At 69.3% G+C, this 17,496-nt stretch carries 16 protein-coding genes; 11 read left to right on the top strand and 5 right to left on the bottom strand.

Features of this window, described 5'->3' with window-relative positions:
• Nucleotides 1–4 precede the first annotated feature (4 nt).
• The 4 genes from pabB to LIN44_RS04395 all read right to left on the bottom strand — a co-directional run bounded on the left by pabB (nucleotide 5) and on the right by LIN44_RS04395 (nucleotide 6,170).
• A complete protein-coding gene (gene pabB, locus LIN44_RS04410) occupies nucleotides 5–1,933 on the bottom strand; it encodes an aminodeoxychorismate synthase component I (protein ID WP_227313664.1) in 1,929 nt (642 codons plus the stop codon).
• Nucleotides 1,934–2,161: 228 nt separating this feature from the next.
• The gene (gene dnaJ / locus LIN44_RS04405) at nucleotides 2,162–3,295 is read right to left on the bottom strand and encodes a molecular chaperone DnaJ (protein ID WP_227313663.1); all 1,134 of its coding nucleotides are present in this window, start codon (nucleotides 3,293–3,295) and stop codon (nucleotides 2,162–2,164) included.
• A 171-nt stretch (nucleotides 3,296–3,466) separates the two neighbouring features.
• The gene (dnaK, locus tag LIN44_RS04400; RefSeq protein WP_227313662.1) at nucleotides 3,467–5,413 is read right to left on the bottom strand and encodes a molecular chaperone DnaK; all 1,947 of its coding nucleotides are present in this window, start codon (nucleotides 5,411–5,413) and stop codon (nucleotides 3,467–3,469) included.
• 196 nt (nucleotides 5,414–5,609) lie between these two features.
• Complete coding sequence (locus LIN44_RS04395; protein ID WP_227313661.1) at nucleotides 5,610–6,170, bottom strand: cob(I)yrinic acid a,c-diamide adenosyltransferase; 561 nt, start codon at nucleotides 6,168–6,170, stop codon at nucleotides 5,610–5,612.
• 283 nt (nucleotides 6,171–6,453) lie between these two features.
• On the opposite strand from LIN44_RS04395, the gene LIN44_RS04390 reads away from it, so the two are divergent.
• The 11 genes from LIN44_RS04390 (at nucleotide 6,454) to LIN44_RS04340 (ending at nucleotide 16,980) form a co-directional block, all read left to right on the top strand.
• Nucleotides 6,454–7,884, top strand: coding sequence for an FAD-binding oxidoreductase (locus LIN44_RS04390; protein ID WP_227313660.1), 1,431 nt, complete (start codon nucleotides 6,454–6,456; stop codon nucleotides 7,882–7,884).
• A gap of 23 nt (nucleotides 7,885–7,907) precedes the next feature.
• Nucleotides 7,908–8,798: a LysR substrate-binding domain-containing protein gene (locus LIN44_RS04385; RefSeq protein ID WP_115681073.1), complete on the top strand. Its 891-nt coding sequence runs from the start codon at nucleotides 7,908–7,910 to the stop codon at nucleotides 8,796–8,798.
• A 12-nt stretch (nucleotides 8,799–8,810) separates the two neighbouring features.
• A complete protein-coding gene (locus LIN44_RS04380) occupies nucleotides 8,811–9,350 on the top strand; it encodes a GNAT family N-acetyltransferase (protein WP_227313659.1) in 540 nt (179 codons plus the stop codon).
• Between the two features lie 258 nt (nucleotides 9,351–9,608).
• Nucleotides 9,609–11,135 carry an FAD-linked oxidase C-terminal domain-containing protein gene (locus LIN44_RS04375; protein ID WP_227313658.1) on the top strand — a complete coding sequence of 509 codons (1,527 nt, stop codon included), beginning with the start codon at nucleotides 9,609–9,611 and terminating at the stop codon, nucleotides 11,133–11,135.
• Nucleotides 11,136–11,143: 8 nt separating this feature from the next.
• The gene (locus tag LIN44_RS04370) at nucleotides 11,144–12,067 is read left to right on the top strand and encodes an ion transporter (protein WP_227313657.1); all 924 of its coding nucleotides are present in this window, start codon (nucleotides 11,144–11,146) and stop codon (nucleotides 12,065–12,067) included.
• Between the two features lie 40 nt (nucleotides 12,068–12,107).
• Nucleotides 12,108–13,211, top strand: coding sequence for a glycolate oxidase subunit GlcE (glcE, locus tag LIN44_RS04365; protein ID WP_227313656.1), 1,104 nt, complete (start codon nucleotides 12,108–12,110; stop codon nucleotides 13,209–13,211).
• Between the two features lie 40 nt (nucleotides 13,212–13,251).
• The gene (glcF, locus tag LIN44_RS04360; RefSeq protein WP_227313655.1) at nucleotides 13,252–14,505 is read left to right on the top strand and encodes a glycolate oxidase subunit GlcF; all 1,254 of its coding nucleotides are present in this window, start codon (nucleotides 13,252–13,254) and stop codon (nucleotides 14,503–14,505) included.
• Nucleotides 14,506–14,666: 161 nt separating this feature from the next.
• Nucleotides 14,667–15,050, top strand: coding sequence for a CidA/LrgA family protein (locus LIN44_RS04355; protein WP_227313654.1), 384 nt, complete (start codon nucleotides 14,667–14,669; stop codon nucleotides 15,048–15,050).
• Complete coding sequence (locus LIN44_RS04350) at nucleotides 15,047–15,772, top strand: LrgB family protein (RefSeq protein ID WP_082819011.1); 726 nt, start codon at nucleotides 15,047–15,049, stop codon at nucleotides 15,770–15,772. Before LIN44_RS04355 ends, LIN44_RS04350 begins: the two co-directional genes overlap by 4 nt.
• Nucleotides 15,773–15,896: 124 nt before the next feature.
• The gene (locus LIN44_RS04345) at nucleotides 15,897–16,268 is read left to right on the top strand and encodes a VOC family protein (RefSeq protein ID WP_227313653.1); all 372 of its coding nucleotides are present in this window, start codon (nucleotides 15,897–15,899) and stop codon (nucleotides 16,266–16,268) included.
• A gap of 22 nt (nucleotides 16,269–16,290) precedes the next feature.
• On the top strand, nucleotides 16,291–16,980 hold the full coding sequence (locus tag LIN44_RS04340; RefSeq protein WP_227313652.1) for a YafY family protein: 690 nt from the start codon (nucleotides 16,291–16,293) through the stop codon (nucleotides 16,978–16,980).
• Between the two features lie 3 nt (nucleotides 16,981–16,983).
• Here the strand turns inward: LIN44_RS04340 and LIN44_RS04335 are convergent, their stop codons facing one another.
• Nucleotides 16,984–17,478: a glutathione peroxidase gene (locus LIN44_RS04335; protein WP_112774296.1), complete on the bottom strand. Its 495-nt coding sequence runs from the start codon at nucleotides 17,476–17,478 to the stop codon at nucleotides 16,984–16,986.
• Nucleotides 17,479–17,496: the final 18 nt, after the last annotated feature.

The raw sequence follows: 17,496 nt of genomic DNA, 5'->3' as shown, positions 1-17,496 counted from the left end.
CGGCTCAGGCCGTCAACGTCGCCGGCATCACGCCGCGCAAGGCGTTGACCAGCACGATGGCCTCGGCACGCGCCAGCATCGCGCGCGTGATCACCGCTTCTTCGACCGGCTCGCCCGGCGCGCCCAGCGCCGCGCCGCCTGTTTCCAGCACCACCGCCCGCATCACGCCCGGCAGGATATCGGCCGACAGCGGCGGCGTCAGCCAGCGGCCACCGATGCGCACGAACACGGAGGTGCGCCCGCCCTCGAGCAGTTCGCCGCGGGTGTTGAAGAACAGCCGGTCGAAGCCGCCGGCGCGCTCGGCGGCCTGCCAGCCCGCGTCGAAGACCGCGCGCGCGCTGGTCTTGTGGCGGCGCAGCGGGTCGGCAAGCGGCAGCGGGTCCGGCGCGATGCCGACGCCGACCGGTCCCGCCGGCAACGGCGCCAGCGCGCCGCTGGCAAACGCCAGCGCGCCGGACTTGTCGACGCTGAGGCGCAGGCGCCAGGTGCCGGCACCGAGTTGTGCCGCCTGCGCGGCCACGGCGTCGCGCGCGGCATCGGCGTCGAAGGCAAAGCCGAACGCCTGTGCCGATGCCCCGATGCGCGCAAGGTGCCGGGCCAGGTGCGGGCACGCGCCGTCTTGCACGCGCACGGTCTCGAACAGCGTGAAGCCCGGATCGTGGCGGGTCAGGAAGCGTGCCTTCCAGCCGCATTCGGCGAATTCCTGCGCCGCCACGCTGTCATGGACGATGCCGCCGCCCACCCCCATCTCGCCGGCGCGCAGCGCGCTGGCCGCGGGCGGCGCCAGCACCAGCGTGCGGATCGCCACCGACAGCGCAAACGGGCCGGCCATGGCCGCGCCGGACGGCGCTTCGATCCAGCCGATCGCGCCGGTGTACAGGCCGCGCGGCGCGCGCTCGAGTTCGGCAATGATCTGCATGGTGCGTCGCTTGGGCGCGCCGGTGATCGAGCCGCACGGGAACAGCGCCGCCATCAGCGCGCCGAAGCCGGTGCCGGGCCGCGCCGTCGCCGTCACGGTCGAGGTCATCTGCAGCACCGCGCCGAACGGCTGCACCGCAAAGCGCTCCGGCACCGCCACGCTGCCCGGCTGCGCAATGCGGCCCAGGTCGTTGCGCAGCAGGTCGACGATCATCACGTTCTCGGCGCGGTTCTTGGCATCGGCGGCCAGCGCGGCGGCGGCCTGCGCGTCGCGCACGGCATCGCCGGCGCGCGGCGCGGTGCCCTTCATCGGCCGCGTCAGCAGATGGCCCTGGCCGTCGTGGCGCACGAACAGCTCGGGCGACAGCGACAGCACCATGGCGCCATCCGGCAGCCTGGCCAGCGCGCCATAAGGCACCGGCTGCGAGGCACGCAGCGCGGCGTACAGTGCCACGGGATCGCCGAAGGCTTCGCAGCGCAGGCGCTGGGTGTAGTTGACCTGGTAGGTGTCGCCGGCTTCGATCCACTGGTGGATACGCGCGATGGCGTCATCGAAGGCAGTGCGGGAAGTATCGGAAGCGATATGCATCAGGCCGGCCGGCTGCGGGTCCGCATGGGATTGCAGCCACGCCACCACCGCCGCGGCATCGAGCCGCTGCAGCTCACGGAACCACAGCAGCCGCAGCGCGCCGTCGTGGAACGGCATGTCTGTGCCGGTATGCACCGGGGCATCGACCAGCGCGCCGCCGAATTCGTAGGGGGCGAACAAGGTTGCGTGCCAGCCTCGGCGCCAGCCATCGGCGAGCATGGCGTCGAGCCGGGCGATGTCGCTGCCGGCGGGCAGGATGTCTTCGTGGAGGAAGCCGGTGTAGAGGCGGGATGCGGCTTGCGCCGCCGGGGCCGTGGCGTCGTCGAGCAGGACGAAGACGTCCCCACGCGCTGCGGGCGTGCTCCCCTCTCCCGCGAGCGGGAGAGGGGCCAGGGGTGAGGGCGGGGGCTGGATGCTTGCTACCACGAGAAATCGTCAGGGGAAAACAGCGGGACGGCCATGCATTATCGCGCGGCACGACAGGCCGGGAGGATATTTGGAACCTGGTCGCCGCTGCCAGCGCCGGCCCTCACCCCCGCCCCTCTCCCGCGAGCGGGAGAGGGGAGAAAACCAGCGGTTCGCTGACGCCAGGCGGCAGGCCCAAAACAAAACCGGCCACGCTCTCACGTGGCCGGTCTCATACCGCAGGCCGGATCAGCTGAAGAAGCTCTTCACCTTGTCCAGCCACGAGGTCTCCTGCGGGCTGTGGCGCGAGCCGCCCTCGTGCACCGAGCGGTCGAACTGGCGCAGCATTTCCTTCTGCGCCTCGGTCAGCTTGACCGGCGTCTCGACGTTCACATGCACGTAGAGGTCGCCCGGGTAGCCGGAGCGCACACCCTTGATGCCCTTGCCGCGCAGGCGGAAGGTCTTGCCGGACTGGGTCGCCTCGGGCACCGGGAAGGTGGCCTTGCCGCTCAGCGTGGGCACTTCCAGGTCGCCGCCCAGCGCCGCGGTGGCGAACGAGATCGGCATCTGGCAGTGCAGGTCGTCGCCATCGCGCTCGAACACCGCGTGCGGCTTGATGTGGACTTCCACGTACAGGTCGCCCGGCGGGCCGCCGTTGATGCCCGGCTCGCCGTTGCCGGACGAACGGATGCGCATGCCTTCGTCGATGCCGGCCGGGATCTTCACTTCCAGCGTCTTCTGCGACTTCAGCTTGCCCTGGCCGTGGCACTTGGTGCAGGGCTTGGGGATGAACTTGCCGCTGCCGTGGCACTTCGGGCAGGTCTGCTGCATGGTGAAGAAGCCCTGCGACACGCGCACCTGGCCGGCGCCGTGGCAGGTCGGGCAGGTTTCCACGCTCGAGCCGGGCTCGGCACCGTTGCCGTGGCAGTGGTCGCAGTCGTCCCAGTGCGGCACGCGGATCTGCGCCTCGTGACCGTGCGCGGCCTGCTCCAGCGAGATCTCCATGCTGTAGCGCAGGTCGGCGCCGCGGTAGGCCTGCGGGCCGCCGCCGCCGCGCCGGCCGCCGCCCTGGCCGAAGATATCGCCGAAGATATCGCCGAAGGCCTCGGCGAAGCCGCCGTAGCCCTGCGCGCCGCCGAAGCCGCCCGCCATGTTCGGGTCCACGCCGGCATGGCCGTACTGGTCATACGCGGCCTTCTTTTCCGGGTCGGAAAGCATCTCGTAGGCCTCCTTGGCCTCCTTGAATTTTTCCTCGGCGTCCTTGCTGTCCGGGTTGCGGTCCGGATGGAACTTCATCGCGAGCTTGCGATAGGCCTTCTTGATCTCGTCGTCGCTCGCGTTCTTGCCTACCCCGAGCACTTCGTAGTAGTCACGTTTTGCCATGGTGGCTCATTACCTCATTGGCCGGCGGGTGCAAGCGGCACTGGCCGGCGAATAGCAAAAAAGCCGAGCGCGGCATCCGACGGCGGTTTCCCGCGGGTCTGATGGCCGTCGCCCGGCGTCGGGGCGGGAGCGGCGCCGGCCAGTGCCTGCACCGCCGCCCGCGTGTCCCGATTACTTCTTGTCGTTGACTTCCTTGAATTCGGCGTCCACAACGTTGTCGTCCTGCGGCTGGGCCTGCTGCTGGCCACCGGCAGCACCCGCGGCACCGGCCGCGGCGCCTTCGCCGGCCTTGGCCTGCATGTCGGCGTAGACCTTCTCGCCCAGCTTCTGGCTGGCTTCCGACAGGGCGTTGACCTTGGCATCGATCTCGGCCTTGTCGCCGCCGCGGGCGGCGTCTTCCAGTTCCTTGATCGCGGCTTCGATCTTTTCCTTCTCGCCGGCCTCCAGCTTGTCGCCGTATTCGGTGACCGCCTTCTTGGTCGAGTGGATCAGCGCGTCGGCCTGGTTGCGGGCGTCAGCCAGCTCGCGGGCCTTCTTGTCTTCCTCGGCGTTGGCCTCGGCGTCCTTGACCATGCGCTGGATCTCGTCTTCCGACAGACCCGAGTTCGCCTTGATGGTGATCCGGTTTTCCTTGCCGGTGGCCTTGTCCTTGGCGCCGACGTGCAGGATGCCGTTGGCGTCGATGTCGAACGACACCTCGATCTGCGGCGTGCCGCGCGGTGCCGGCGGGATGCCTTCCAGGTTGAACTCGCCCAGCAGCTTGTTGCCGGTGGCCATTTCACGCTCGCCCTGGTACACCTTGATGGTCACGGCCGGCTGGTTGTCGTCGGCGGTCGAGAACACCTGCGCATGCTTGGTCGGGATGGTGGTGTTCTTGGTGATCATCTTGGTCATCACGCCGCCCAGGGTCTCGATACCCAGCGACAGCGGCGTCACGTCCAGCAGCAGCACGTCCTTGCGGTCGCCCGACAGCACCGAACCCTGGATCGCGGCACCGACGGCCACGGCCTCATCCGGGTTCACGTCCTTGCGCGCTTCCTTGCCGAAAAACTCCTTGACCTGCTCCTGCACCTTGGGCATGCGGGTCATGCCGCCGACCAGGATCACGTCGTCGATGTCGCTGACCTTGACGCCGGCGTCCTTGATCGCGGTGCGGCACGGCTCGATGGTGCGGGTGATCAGCTCTTCGACCAGCGATTCCAGCTTGGCGCGGGTCATCTTCAGGTTCAGGTGCTTCGGACCCGAGGCATCGGCCGTGATGTACGGCAGGTTGATCTCGGTCTGCTGCGAGCTGGACAGTTCGATCTTGGCCTTTTCCGCGGCTTCCTTCAGGCGCTGCAGCGCGAGCACGTCCTTGGACAGGTCGACGCCCTGGTCCTTCTTGAACTCGCCGATGATGTAGTCGATGATGCGCTGGTCGAAGTCTTCGCCGCCCAGGAAGGTGTCGCCGTTGGTCGACAGCACTTCGAACTGCTTCTCGCCGTCGACGTCCGCGATCTCGATGATCGAGATATCGAAGGTGCCGCCGCCGAGGTCATACACGGCGATCTTGCGGTCGCCCTTCTCGTTCTTGTCCAGGCCGAAGGCCAGCGCGGCCGCGGTCGGCTCGTTGATGATGCGCTTGACGTCGAGGCCGGCGATGCGGCCGGCGTCCTTGGTCGCCTGGCGCTGCGAGTCGTTGAAGTATGCCGGCACGGTGATCACGGCTTCGGTCACCGGCTCGCCGAGGTAGTCCTCGGCGGTCTTCTTCATCTTGCGCAGCACTTCGGCCGACACCTGCGGCGGCGCCAGCTTCTGGTCGCGCACCGACACCCATGCGTCGCCGTTGTCGGCCTTGACGATGGAGTACGGCATCAGGCCGATGTCCTTCTGGACTTCCTTTTCTTCGAACTTGCGGCCGATCAGGCGCTTGACCGCGTACAGGGTGTTGCGCGGGTTGGTGACGGCCTGGCGCTTGGCCGGCGCGCCGACCAGGATCTCGCCGTCTTCCATGTAGGCGATGATCGACGGGGTGGTGCGGGCACCCTCGGAATTCTCGATGACCTTGGGCGTGTTGCCTTCCAGGATCGCGACGCAGCTGTTGGTGGTACCGAGGTCGATACCGATGATCTTACCCATTATTCTCTCCTCTTGAGCCAGCGCTATCCGCGCGGCTGCAATTCAACCTGAGGCCGAAATGTGGCCGTCCGGGGGCTTTTCAAGGGCAGAACCGGCAAATCCGAGTAATTTTCTCGGTTTCTGCCCTCGGTCAACGGCAAGCGCTGCCCGGGCTTGAGCCGGCAGCACTGGCGGGCGCTGTTTTGTGGCGTGTAAATTACTTTGCGGAAGCGTCCCGGTCCCGCTGCCACAGCACGTCCGAGCCCCCGCCGGCCCGGTTCAGCACCCGCGCCAGCACGAACATCAGGTCCGAGAGCCGGTTCAGGTACTGGCGCGGCGCCTCGTTCAGCGCCTCGGCCGCGCCCAGCGCCACCAGCGCGCGCTCGGCACGCCGGCACACGGTGCGGCACACATGGGCCTGCGCCGCGGCGCGGCTGCCGCCGGGCAGGATGAATTCGGCCAGCCGCGGCAGGTTGGCGTTGTAGTCGGCCAGCCAGGTGTCGAGCTGCGCCACCTGCTCGGGCTTGAGCAGCGTGTAGCCCGGGATGGACAGCTCGCCGCCCAGGTCGAACAGGTCGTGCTGGATATGCAGCAGCGCGGCGCGCACGTCGGCGGGCAGGTCTTCGGTCAGCAGCACGCCGACGTGGCAGTTCAGTTCATCGACGTCGCCGATCGCGGCGATGCGCAGGCTGTCCTTGCCGGTGCGGCTGCCGTCGCCCAGGCCGGTGGTGCCGGCGTCGCCGGTGCGGGTGGCGATCTTCGACAGGCGGTTGCCCATGCCGGTCTCCTTGTCAGCGGTTTGTCGTTGGGAAATGGCGCATTATCGCGCCAGAGCCGGTGACTTAGCCATGCGCGCCGCATCCACCGGCCGCGGCTTGCGCGGCCATTCGCTTGTGCGGCTATCGACCACGGGCTGGCCGCGAGAAGGTGCACCAGCCGGCGCGCGGCGTAGAATGCAGTGATTCGTCCATTCGATAACCGGGTCGCGCCCCAGCCCCGCCGCCGGCACCCTCGGCGGCCTCGCCATCCATGAGGCCGCACCGACCCGCCGGAGACCCCGCATGAACCACCCCGCGCCATCCGCTTCCCTCGCCCGCCGTCCGCTGCCGCCCGCCATGGCCGACGCCCTCGCGGCACGCTTCGGCGAGCGCTTCACCACCTCCGCCGGCGTGCGCGAGCACCATGGCCGCGACGAGTCGCCGTTCCCGCCGGCACTGCCCGATGCGGTGGTGTTTGCCCACAGCACCGAGGAGGTGGCCGAGGTCGCGCGCCTGTGCAACCAGCATGGCGTGCCGCTGATCCCGTACGGCGCCGGCTCGTCGCTGGAAGGCCACCTGCTGGCGGTGGCCGGCGGCATCAGCCTGGACCTGTCGCAGATGAACCGGGTGCTGGCGGTGCAGCCCGAGGACCTGACCGTGACCGTGCAACCCGGCGTCACGCGCAAGCAGCTGAACCAGGAGATCAAGGACACCGGCCTGTTCTTCCCGATCGACCCGGGCGCCGACGCGTCGCTGGGCGGCATGTGCGCCACGCGCGCTTCGGGGACCAACGCGGTGCGCTACGGCACCATGCGCGAGAACGTGCTGGCGCTGACGGTGGTGACCGCCGATGGCCGCGTGATCCGCACCGGTACCCAGGCGCGCAAGTCGTCGGCGGGCTATGACCTGACCCGGCTCTTCATCGGCAGCGAAGGCACGCTGGGCATCATCACCGAGGTCACGGTGCGGCTCTACCCGCAGCCCGAGGCGATCTCCGCCGCGGTGTGCGCGTTCCCCAGCATGGGCAGCGCGGTGCAGGCCGTGATCCAGACCATCCAGCTGGGCGTGCCGGTGGCGCGCGTCGAATTCGTCGATGCGCTGGCGATCCGCGCGATCAACCGCCACGACAACCTGACCCTGCCCGAGACCCCGCACCTGTTCTTCGAATTCCACGGCACCGAGGCCGGCGTGCGCGAGCAGGCCGAGACCGTGCAGCAGATCACCGCCGAGCACGGCGGGCGGGGCTTCGAATGGGCCACGCGCCCGGAAGACCGCAGCCGGCTGTGGAACGCACGCCATACCGCTTACTTTGCGATGCTGCAACTCAAGCCCGGCTGCAAGTCGGTCACCACCGACGTGTGCGTGCCGATCTCGCGCCTGGCCGACTGCGTCACCGAGACCGAGAAGGACCTGAACGCCTCGGCCCTGCCCTGCCCCATCGTCGGCCATGTCGGCGACGGCAACTTCCACGTGGCGATCCTGGTCGACCCGGCCAAGCCTGAGGAAATGGCCGAGGCCGAGGCCATCAACCAGCGCATCGTCGAACGCGCGCTGGCGATGGGCGGCACCTGTACCGGCGAGCACGGCGTGGGCCTGCACAAGCAGCGCTTCCTGGCGGCGGAACACGGGGAAGACGCGCTGGACCTGATGCGCGCGATCAAGGCTGCGCTCGATCCCAACCACATCCTGAATCCCGGCAAGATCTTCAGCGCCGCGCGCGCCGGCACGCAGTAAGGCGCCCGCCGGGCAACGCACGGATGGCTTCCATGTTCAACCGCGTGCCGCCGCTGCACCTGCTGATCGCGTTCGAGGCCGCCGCGCGCCTGGGCAGCTTCGCGCGCGCGGCCGAGGAGCTGTCGGTCACGCCCAGCGCGGTCTCGCACCGCATCAAGAACCTCGAGGAACTGTGGGGCGAGGACCTGTTCGTGCGCGCCAACGCCGCGCTGCGGCTGACCGCCGCCGGCACGCGCTACCTGCGCAACGTGCAGGACGCGCTCAAGTCGCTCAACGAACTGGCCCGGCCCGAATACAACAAGCTGCGCACGCGCCTGCGCGTGGCGATCCCGCCCACCTTCGGGCGCCAGCACCTGGTGCCGCGGCTGCCGGAATTCGGCGCGCTCTATCCGCATATCGACCTCGAGCTGCACCTGGCGATCCCGTTCCTCGACGTCAAGGCCGAGGACACCGATGTCGAGATCCGCTACGGCACCGGCCGCTACCCTGACCTGAAGACGACCAAGCTCCTGGTGGAACCGGTGTTCCCGGCGTGCGGGCGCGAGTACTACGAGCGCGTCAACGGCCGCGCCATCACCCGGCCCGAGCACCTGCACGGCCTGGTGCTGCTGCGCAGCCCGCTGGAGCCGTGGAAGCCGTGGTTCGAGACCGCCGGACTGGACTGGCCCGAGCCCCAGACCGGCCCGCAGTTCAACGACATCGGCCTGATGTTGGAGGCGATCGCCTCCAACCAGGGCGTGGCGCTGGTGCGCCAGCGCATGGCGCGGCACTGGCTGTCGCTGGGGCAGATGGTGCGGCTGCTCGACGTGGAATCGGTATCGCCGCACGGCTACTACATCGTCGAGCGCGAACAGGCGCCGCTCAAGCCCGAGGCGCGCTATTTCGTCGACTGGCTGCTGAGCCTGGACTGGTAGGAGACTGCGCCCATGGAAATCCGCCTGCTGACCCCCGCCGATGCCGCAGCCTTCCACGCGCTGCGCCTGCAGGGACTGGCCGAGGCGCCTGAAGCCTTTGCCGCCAGCCTGGAAGAAGAACAGGACCTGGCACCCGAGGCGGTGGCGCAACGCCTTGCGCCGAGCGCGGACAAGGCCATCTTCGGCGCCTTCGAGGCCGGTCCCGACGGCATCGCGCTGGCCGGCATGGTCGGCGTGATGCGCGAGCCCCGGCGCAAGCACTGGCACAAGGCCTCGATCTTCGGCATGTACGTGGCGCCGGGCTGGCGCGAGCGCAAGCTCGGCCGCGCGCTGATGCTGCGCGCGCTGCAGCAGGCCGCCGCCATGCCGGGCGTGCGCCAGGTCACGCTGTGCGTCAATGCCGGCAGCGCGGGCGCGGTGCGCTTGTACGAATCGCTCGGGTTCGAGCGCTTCGGGCTGGAGCCCGATGCGTTGTACGTCGCGCCGCACTTCCACGACAAGCTCGACATGGTGCTGCGGCTGCCGGCCGCCCAGGCGCAGCCGCAACGCTGAGCCCGGCACCCGACTTTCCGCGGGCCTGCCGCCGGTGCTACGCTGAAAGCGGAGCCCGTGCCCGCCGGCGATGATGAGCATTTTTGATCGGGCTGGCATGCGGAATTCACGTCTGGCGTGGTGCCCGCGCCAGGTGGCCTGCGCTATAGTCACCCGTCCCCCGCGGCGGCCCTGCACCGCCGCGGCCGGCAGGCCGGCAAGCGATCGCCCCTGGATCGCCACAAGCCGTTCGCCCCGGAGACCCCACAGGAGCCGTTCATGAATGCCCCGCACGAAGCCCAAACCCTCGCTCCCGGCGCCGCCGACGCTCCGGCCACGGCCGCGGCCGACGGCCGCCGCGATGCGCTGCTGGCCGGCCTGGCGCAGATCCTGCCCGACGCCGCGGTGCTGTGGAAGCCGGAAGACACCGTCCCCTACGAGTGCGACGGCCTGGCCGCCTACCGCCAGGTGCCGATGGCGGTAGCATTGCCCGACACCGAGGAGCAGGTCTGCGCCATCCTGCGGCTGTGCCACCAGCTGGGCGTGCCGGTGGTGCCGCGCGGCGCCGGCACCAGCCTGTCGGGCGGCGCCATGCCAATCGCCGAAGGCCTGGTGCTGTCGCTGGCCAAGTTCAAGCGCATCCTGTCGGTCGATCCGTATTCGCGCACCGCGGTGGTCCAGCCGGGCGTGCGCAACCTGGCCATCTCGGACGCCGCCGCGCCGCACAACCTGTACTACGCGCCCGACCCGTCGTCGCAGATCGCCTGCACCATCGGCGGCAACGTCAGCGAGAATTCCGGCGGCGTGCACTGCCTGAAGTACGGCCTGACCGTGCACAACGTGCTGCGCGTGCGCGCGGTGACGATGTCGGGCGAGGTGGTGGTGTTCGGCTCCGAGGCCCCCGACGCGCCCGGGCTGGACCTGCTGGCCGTGCTGATCGGCTCCGAGGGCATGCTGGCGGTGGTCACCGAGGTGACCGTGCGCCTGATCCCCAAGCCGCAGCTGGCGCAGGTGATCATGGCCTGCTTCGACGATGTCGAGAAAGGCGGCAATGCGGTCGCCGACGTGATCGCCGCGGGCATCATCCCGGCCGGACTCGAGATGATGGACAAGCCCGCCACCGCCGCGGTCGAGCAGTTCGTGCATGCCGGCTATGACCTCGATGCCGCCGCGATCCTGCTGTGCGAGTCCGACGGCACCCCCGAGGAAGTTGCCGAGGAGATCGAACGCATGAGCGCGGTGCTGAAGGCGTCGGGCTGCACCCGCATCGTGGTCTCGCAGAACGAGGCCGAACGGCTGCGCTTCTGGAGCGGCCGCAAGAACGCCTTCCCCGCGGCGGGCCGGATCTCGCCGGACTATTACTGCATGGACGGCACCATCCCGCGCAAGCACATCGGCACGCTGCTCAAGCGCATCGAGGCCATGGAAGTGAAGTACGGCCTGCGCTGCATCAACGTGTTCCATGCCGGCGACGGCAACATGCATCCGCTGGTGCTGTTCGACGGCGGCGACCAGGACGAATGGCACCGCGCCGAGCTGTTCGGCGCCGACATCCTGGAAACCTGCGTCGAGCTGGGCGGCACCGTCACCGGCGAGCACGGCGTGGGCGTGGAGAAGCTCAACTCCATGTGCGTGCAGTTCTCGACCGCGGAGCGCGACGCCTTCTTCGGCGTCAAGGCCGCCTTCGACCCGGCGCGGCTGCTGAACCCCGACAAGGCCATCCCGACGCTGGCGCGCTGCGCCGAATACGGCAAGATGCACGTGAAGAAGGGCCTGCTGCCGCATCCCGAGCTGCCGCGCTTCTAAGCCACGCCATGAAAGAGAATCCCCGCCGGCGCCAGCACCAGGAAGCCGTGGTGCGCCAGCGCCTGGGCCAGCCCGAGGCCGGCTGGCGCCAGCGCTGGTACACCATCATCTTCGAGGCCGATACGCGCGAGGGCCGTCTGTTCGACGTCGCGCTGCTGCTCGCCATCGTCACCAGCGTGATGATCGTGATGCTCGACAGCCTGCCTGCGGTGAACCAGCGCCTTGGCGGGGTCTTCACGGTGCTGGAATGGATGTTCACGCTGCTGTTCACGGCCGAGTACGCCATGCGCCTGCTGGTGGTGCGGCGGCCGTGGCGCTATGCGCTGAGCTTCTACGGCATCATCGACTTCATCTCGATCATGCCGACCTGGCTGGCGTTCTTCGTGCCGGAACTGCATTTCCTCATCGACGTGCGCCTGCTGCGGCTGCTGCGCGTGTTCCGGATCCTGAAGCTGACCGTGTACTTCGAGGAAGCCGAGATCCTGTACCGCGCGCTGGTCAACAGCCGGCGCAAGATCTTCGTGTTCCTGGCCGCGGTGTTCATCATCACCGTGATCCTCGGCACCGTGATGTACGTGGTCGAGGGCCCGGAGCACGGCTTCCACAGCATCCCGGTCAGCATGTACTGGGCCGTGGTGACGCTGACCACCACCGGCTTCGGCGACATGGTGCCGAAGACGCCGCTGGGGCAGTTCATCACCTCGCTGACGATCCTGCTGGGCTACGGCATCATCGCCTTTCCCACCGGCATCGTCGGCGCCGAGCTGGCCGCCAGCATCATGAAGCGGCCGCTGACCACGCGCACCTGCACCCATTGCCTGACCGAGGGGCACGAGCCCGACGCGCAGTATTGCAAGCACTGCGGCAGCCCCCTGCCGGCCTACCAGAACGACCGGCCTGAAATTCCGGGCGGCCGCGACGGCTCGACCTGATCCAGAGCCGCGCCAGAAACTCCTCCTTACTCGCACGACTATGCAAGCCACCCTCGACGCCTTCCGCGACGCCGTCAGGCAAGCCACCGAGACCCGCACCGCGCTGCGGCTGCGCGGCGGCGGCAGCAAGGATTTCTACGGCCAGCCGCCGCAAGGCCAGCTGCTGGACACGCGCGCCTACACCGGCATCGTCGACTACGACCCGGCCGAACTCGTGATCACCGCGCGCTGCGGCACGCCGCTGGCCGAGATCGAAGCCGCGCTCGCGGAAAAGCGCCAGATCCTGGCGTTCGAGCCGCCCCACTTCACGCTGCCCGGCCAGCCCAGCGTGGCGACGCTGGGCGGCGCCGTCGCCGCCGGGCTGTCGGGCCCGCGCCGGCAGTCGGTGGGCGCGCTGCGCGACTTCGTGCTGGGCGCGCAGCTGATGGACGGCCGCGGCGAGGTGATGGACTTCGGCGGCCAAGTGATGAAGAACGTCGCCGGCTACGACGTGTCGCGGCTGCTGGCGGGCTCGCTCGGCACGCTGGGGCTGATCCTGCAGGTCTCGCTCAAGGTGCTGCCGACGCCGTTCGACGAGGCCACGCTGCGCTTCGAGATGGCGCAGGCCGAAGCCATCCGGCAGCTGAACCAGTGGGGCGGCCAGCCGCTGCCGCTGGCGTCTTCGGTGTGGCAGGCGGGCGTGCTGCACGTGCGCCTGTCCGGCGCCGGCGCCGCGGTGCGCGCGGCCTGCGCCCGGCTCGGCGGCGAGCGCCTGGACCCGGCGCCCGCTGCCGCGCTGTGGCAATCGCTGCGCGAGCAGACCCACCCGTTCTTCGCTCCGGCGCACGCCGGCCGCGCGCTGTGGCGGCTGGCGGTGCCCCCCGTGGCCGCGCCGCTGGCGCTGCCGGGCGCGCAGCTGGTCGAATGGGGCGGCGGCCAGCGCTGGTGGCTGCCCGAAGAGGGCTCGGCCAAGGCCGACGCCGAAAGCGTGCGCGCGGTGGCCCAGGCCGCCGGCGGCCATGCCACGCTGTTTCGCCATGGCGACAAGTCGATGGGCGTGTTCACGCCGCTGGCGTCGCCGCTGGCGGCGATCCACCGCCGCCTGAAAGAGACCTTCGACCCGGCCGGCATCTTCAACCCGCAGCGCATGTACCCCGGGCTCTGAGCCCGCGGGCCAAGACACTCCAGGCACTACACCCCACATCATGCAAACGACCCTGGCCGATTTTCTCCGCGACACGCCCGAAGGCGAGGAAGCCAAATCCATCGTCGGCAAGTGCGTGCATTGCGGCTTCTGCACCGCCACCTGCCCCACTTACCAGCTGCTCGGCGATGAACTGGACGGGCCGCGCGGCCGCATCTACCTGATGAAGCAGGTGCTCGAAGGCCATGCCATCACCGAAAGCACGCGCCTGCACCTGGACCGCTGCCTGACCTGCCGCAACTGCGAATCGACCTGCCCGTCCGGCGTGCGCTACGGCCGCCTGGTCGACATCGGCCGCCAGCTGGTCGACGACAAGCTGGAAGCCGAGGGCGTGCGGCGCCCGGCCAGCCAGCGCATCGCGCGCTGGGTGCTGCGCGAGGGACTGACGCGTCCGGCGCTGTTCGGCACGGCGCTGCGGCTGGGCCAGATGGTGCGCCCGCTGCTGCCGGGCACGCTGCGCGCCAAGTTGCCGCCGCTGTCGGCCAGCGCCGCGCCCGGCGTGTGGCCGCGCAACACGCATGCGCGCAAGATGTTGTTGCTCGACGGTTGCGTGCAGCCGGCAATGTCGCCCAACATCAATGCCGCCACCGCGCGCGTGTTCGACCGTGTCGGCGTACAACTGGTGGTGGCGCGCGAGGCCGGCTGCTGCGGCGCGATCCGCTTCCACACCGGCGACCACGATGGCGGCCTCGACAATATGCGCCGCAATATCGACGCCTGGTGGCCGCATGTCGAAGCCGGCGCCGAAGCCATCGTGATGACCGCGTCGGGCTGCGGCGCGATGGTCAAGGACTACGGCCACCTGCTGCGCAACGATCCCGCCTATGCCGGGCGCGCGCGCCGCATCTCGGCGCTGACGCGCGACCTGTCCGAGGTCCTGCCGGACTTTGCCGACGACCTGCACGCCGCCGCCGGCGCGGTGCCGCGCGACGGCCGGCGCGTGGCCTACCACCCGCCGTGCACGCTGCAGCACGGCCAGCAGATCCGCGGCAAGGTCGAAGCGCTCTTGACCGGCCTCGGCGTGGAAGTCAAACTCTGCGCTGACAGCCACCTGTGCTGCGGCTCGGCGGGCACTTACTCGGTGCTGCAGCCGGAACTGTCCCAGCGCCTGCGCGACGACAAGCTCGCCAAACTGCAGGCGACGCAGCCCGAAGCCATCGTCTCGGCCAATATCGGCTGCATCTCGCACCTGCAGGGCGGCACCGATACGCCGGTCATGCACTGGATCGAACTGGTCGACCGGATGCTGGGATAACACCCCGGCCGTGGTTGTCTACCCTCTCCCGCTTGCGGGAGAGGGGCGGGGGAGAGGGCAAGCGGTTCAAGATGCGATATCGCTTCGAGACACGCCCGCCCTCTCCCCCGGCCCCTCTCCCATAGGGAGAGGGGAGGAAGAGCGCAACCAACCACGCCCCCATGCTCCAGACCTTTGCCATCCTGTTGGTTTTCCAGTCCGTCGGCGAGGTGATCAGCTACGCGCTGACCCTGCCCGTGCCCGGCCCCGTGCTGGGCATGATCCTGCTGTTCGGCTGGCTCGTCTTCGACGACCGGCTGCTGCCCGTGATTCAGGGCACCACCACCGAGCTGCTCAAGCACCTGTCGCTGCTGTTCGTGCCCGCCGGCGTCGGCATCATGGTCCACGCCAACCGCATCGAGGGCGAGTGGCTGCCGATCCTGGTCGCGCTGGTGGTGTCCACCTGGCTGGCCATTGCCACCACCGCCGTGGTCACGCGCATGCTGATGCGCAAGCGTTCCGGCACCGACACGCCGCCGGCCGACCCCAAGGGAGAACAGGCATGATGACGCCGCGCCTGAACGAGATCTGGGTCTACCTTGCCGCCAGCCCGCTGGTGGGGCTGACCGCGACGCTGCTGGCCTATGTCTTTGCCTTCCGCATCTACGAGAAATCGCGCTTCTCGCCGCTGGCCAACCCGGTGATGATCGCGGTGGCGCTGCTGGTCACGGTGCTGACCGTCACCGGCACGCCCTACAAGACCTACTTCGACGGCGCGCAGTTCGTGCACTTCCTGCTGGGGCCGGCGACGGTGGCGCTGGCGGTGCCGCTGTACCTGCAGCTGCCCAAGCTGCGCACCCACGTGTTCCCGCTGCTGGCGGGACTGGTGGCGGGCTCGGTGGTGGCGGTGGTGTCGGCGGTGGGCATTGCCTGGCTGCTCGGTGCCTCGCCGGAAACGGTGCGCTCGCTCGCGCCCAAGTCGGTGACGATCCCGATCGCCATGGGCGTGGCCGAGAAGATCGGCGGGCTGCCGTCGCTGACGGCGGTGCTGGTGATGGGCACCGGCATCATCGGCGCGGTCAGCGCGACCATGCTGCTGAACCTGCTGCGCATCCGCGACTACAGCGTGCGCGGCTTCGCCACCGGCGTCGCGGCACACGGCATCGGCACCGCGCGCGCGTTCCAGGTCAACCAGGAAGCCGGCGCCTTCGCCGCGCTTGGCATGGGCCTGAACGGCGTGCTGACCGCGATCCTGGTGCCGGTGATGGCGGCGTGGATGCCGCACTGACATCCCGCCCTGACATCGCGCCCTGACATCGCGCCCTGACATCCTCCTGACAGCACGCTGTCAGCAGCCCCCGCGCATGATGCGAGCTCCTCACTCCCCTACCTATGGAACCCAGGAGCCCATCATGAGCCAACGTCTGATCAACTGGCTGGAAATCCCTGTCGTCGACATGCCCCGCGCGGTCGGCTTCTACGAGCAGGTGTTCGAGATCAAGCTGCGCCGCGAGACCATGAGCCAGGTCGACATGGCGGTGTTCCCGCATCCCGATCCCGGCGGCGCGCTGGTCGCCGGCGAAGGCTACCGGCCCAGCAACTACTACGGCACGGTGCCGTACCTGCACGCGCCGGAGCTCGATGCGCTGCTGGCGCGCGCCGCGCGCGCCGGCGGCAAGACCGTGTTCGGGCCGCTGCGCCTGCCGGGCGAGATCGGCCGCATCGCGCATATCACCGACAGCGAAGGCAACCGCATCGGCCTGCACGAACCGGTGGCCGCATGACCGCCATGGGCCACGCTGACCGATGAGCCGCCGCGCCGACCGCCTGTTCCAGATCGTGCAGGTGCTGCGCGGCCGCCGCCTGACCACGGCGGCGCTGCTGGCGCAGCGGCTCGGGGTCTCGGAACGCACCGTCTACCGTGATATCCAGGCGCTGTCGCTGTCGGGCGTGCCGGTCGAGGGCGAGGCCGGCATCGGCTACCGGCTGCGCGCCGACTTCGATGTCCCGCCGCTGATGTTCACCGCCATGGAAGTGGAAGCGCTGGTCGCCGGCCTGCGGCTGCTGAAGGCCTGGGGCGGCGGCGCGCTGGCCGCCGCGGCCGATCCCGCGCTGGAGAAGCTGATGGCGGCGCTGCCGCCGCCGCGCCGGCTGGCGGCGCAGCAAAGCCGCGTGTTCGCGCCCGAGTACGTCAACCAGGCGCACGTGCGCGAGGCCTTCGACGTGGTGCACGGCGCGCTGGGCGCGCACAAGCTGCTGCAGCTCGACTACTGCGACGTGCAGCAGCGCATCACCGAACGCGTGGTGATGCCGCTGGGGTTGTTCTTCTGGGGCAATGCCTGGCTGCTGGCAACGTGGTGCACCACGCGCGAGGACTACCGCAGCTTCCGGCTCGACCGCTGCCGCGCCATCCGCATGCTCGACGACCATTTCCACGAAACCCCGGACCGCTCGCTCAACGGCTTCCTGCGCGCGGTGCGCGCGAGCGGCAGCTGAGGCTCAGGCGGCCGGGTCGGAAAGCAGCCGCTCGATGTCGGCGCGCAGTTCTGCCGGCTTGACGGTCGGCGCATAGCGCTTGTACACAGTGCCGTCGCGGCGCAGCAGGAACTTGGTGAAGTTCCACTTGATGCCCTGGGTACCGAGCACGCCACGCTTTTCCGTGGTCAGCCACTGGTACAGCGGATGGGCGTTGGGGCCGTTGACGTCGATCTTGGCGAACATCGGGAAACGCACCGCGAAACGCGTTTCGCAGAACTGCCCGATCTGCTGCGCATCGCCCGGCTCCTGCTTGCCGAACTGGTTGCACGGGAAGCCCAGCACCTCCAGGCCCCGCTCGTGGTATTCGTCATAGAGCTTCTGCAGGCCTTCGTACTGCGGGGTGAAACCGCATTCGCTGGCGGTATTGACCACCAGCATCACCTTGCCCTGGAACTGCGACAGCGGCACCGGCTGGCCGGCGAGCGAGTTGGCTTCGAACTGGTAGACATTGCTCATGGCAGACTCCTGTAGATA

It is taken from the genome of Cupriavidus sp. MP-37 (assembly GCF_020618415.1).
Taxonomy (GTDB): Bacteria; Pseudomonadota; Gammaproteobacteria; order Burkholderiales; family Burkholderiaceae; genus Cupriavidus.
This window is presented reverse-complemented; position numbering and strand designations above follow the sequence as displayed.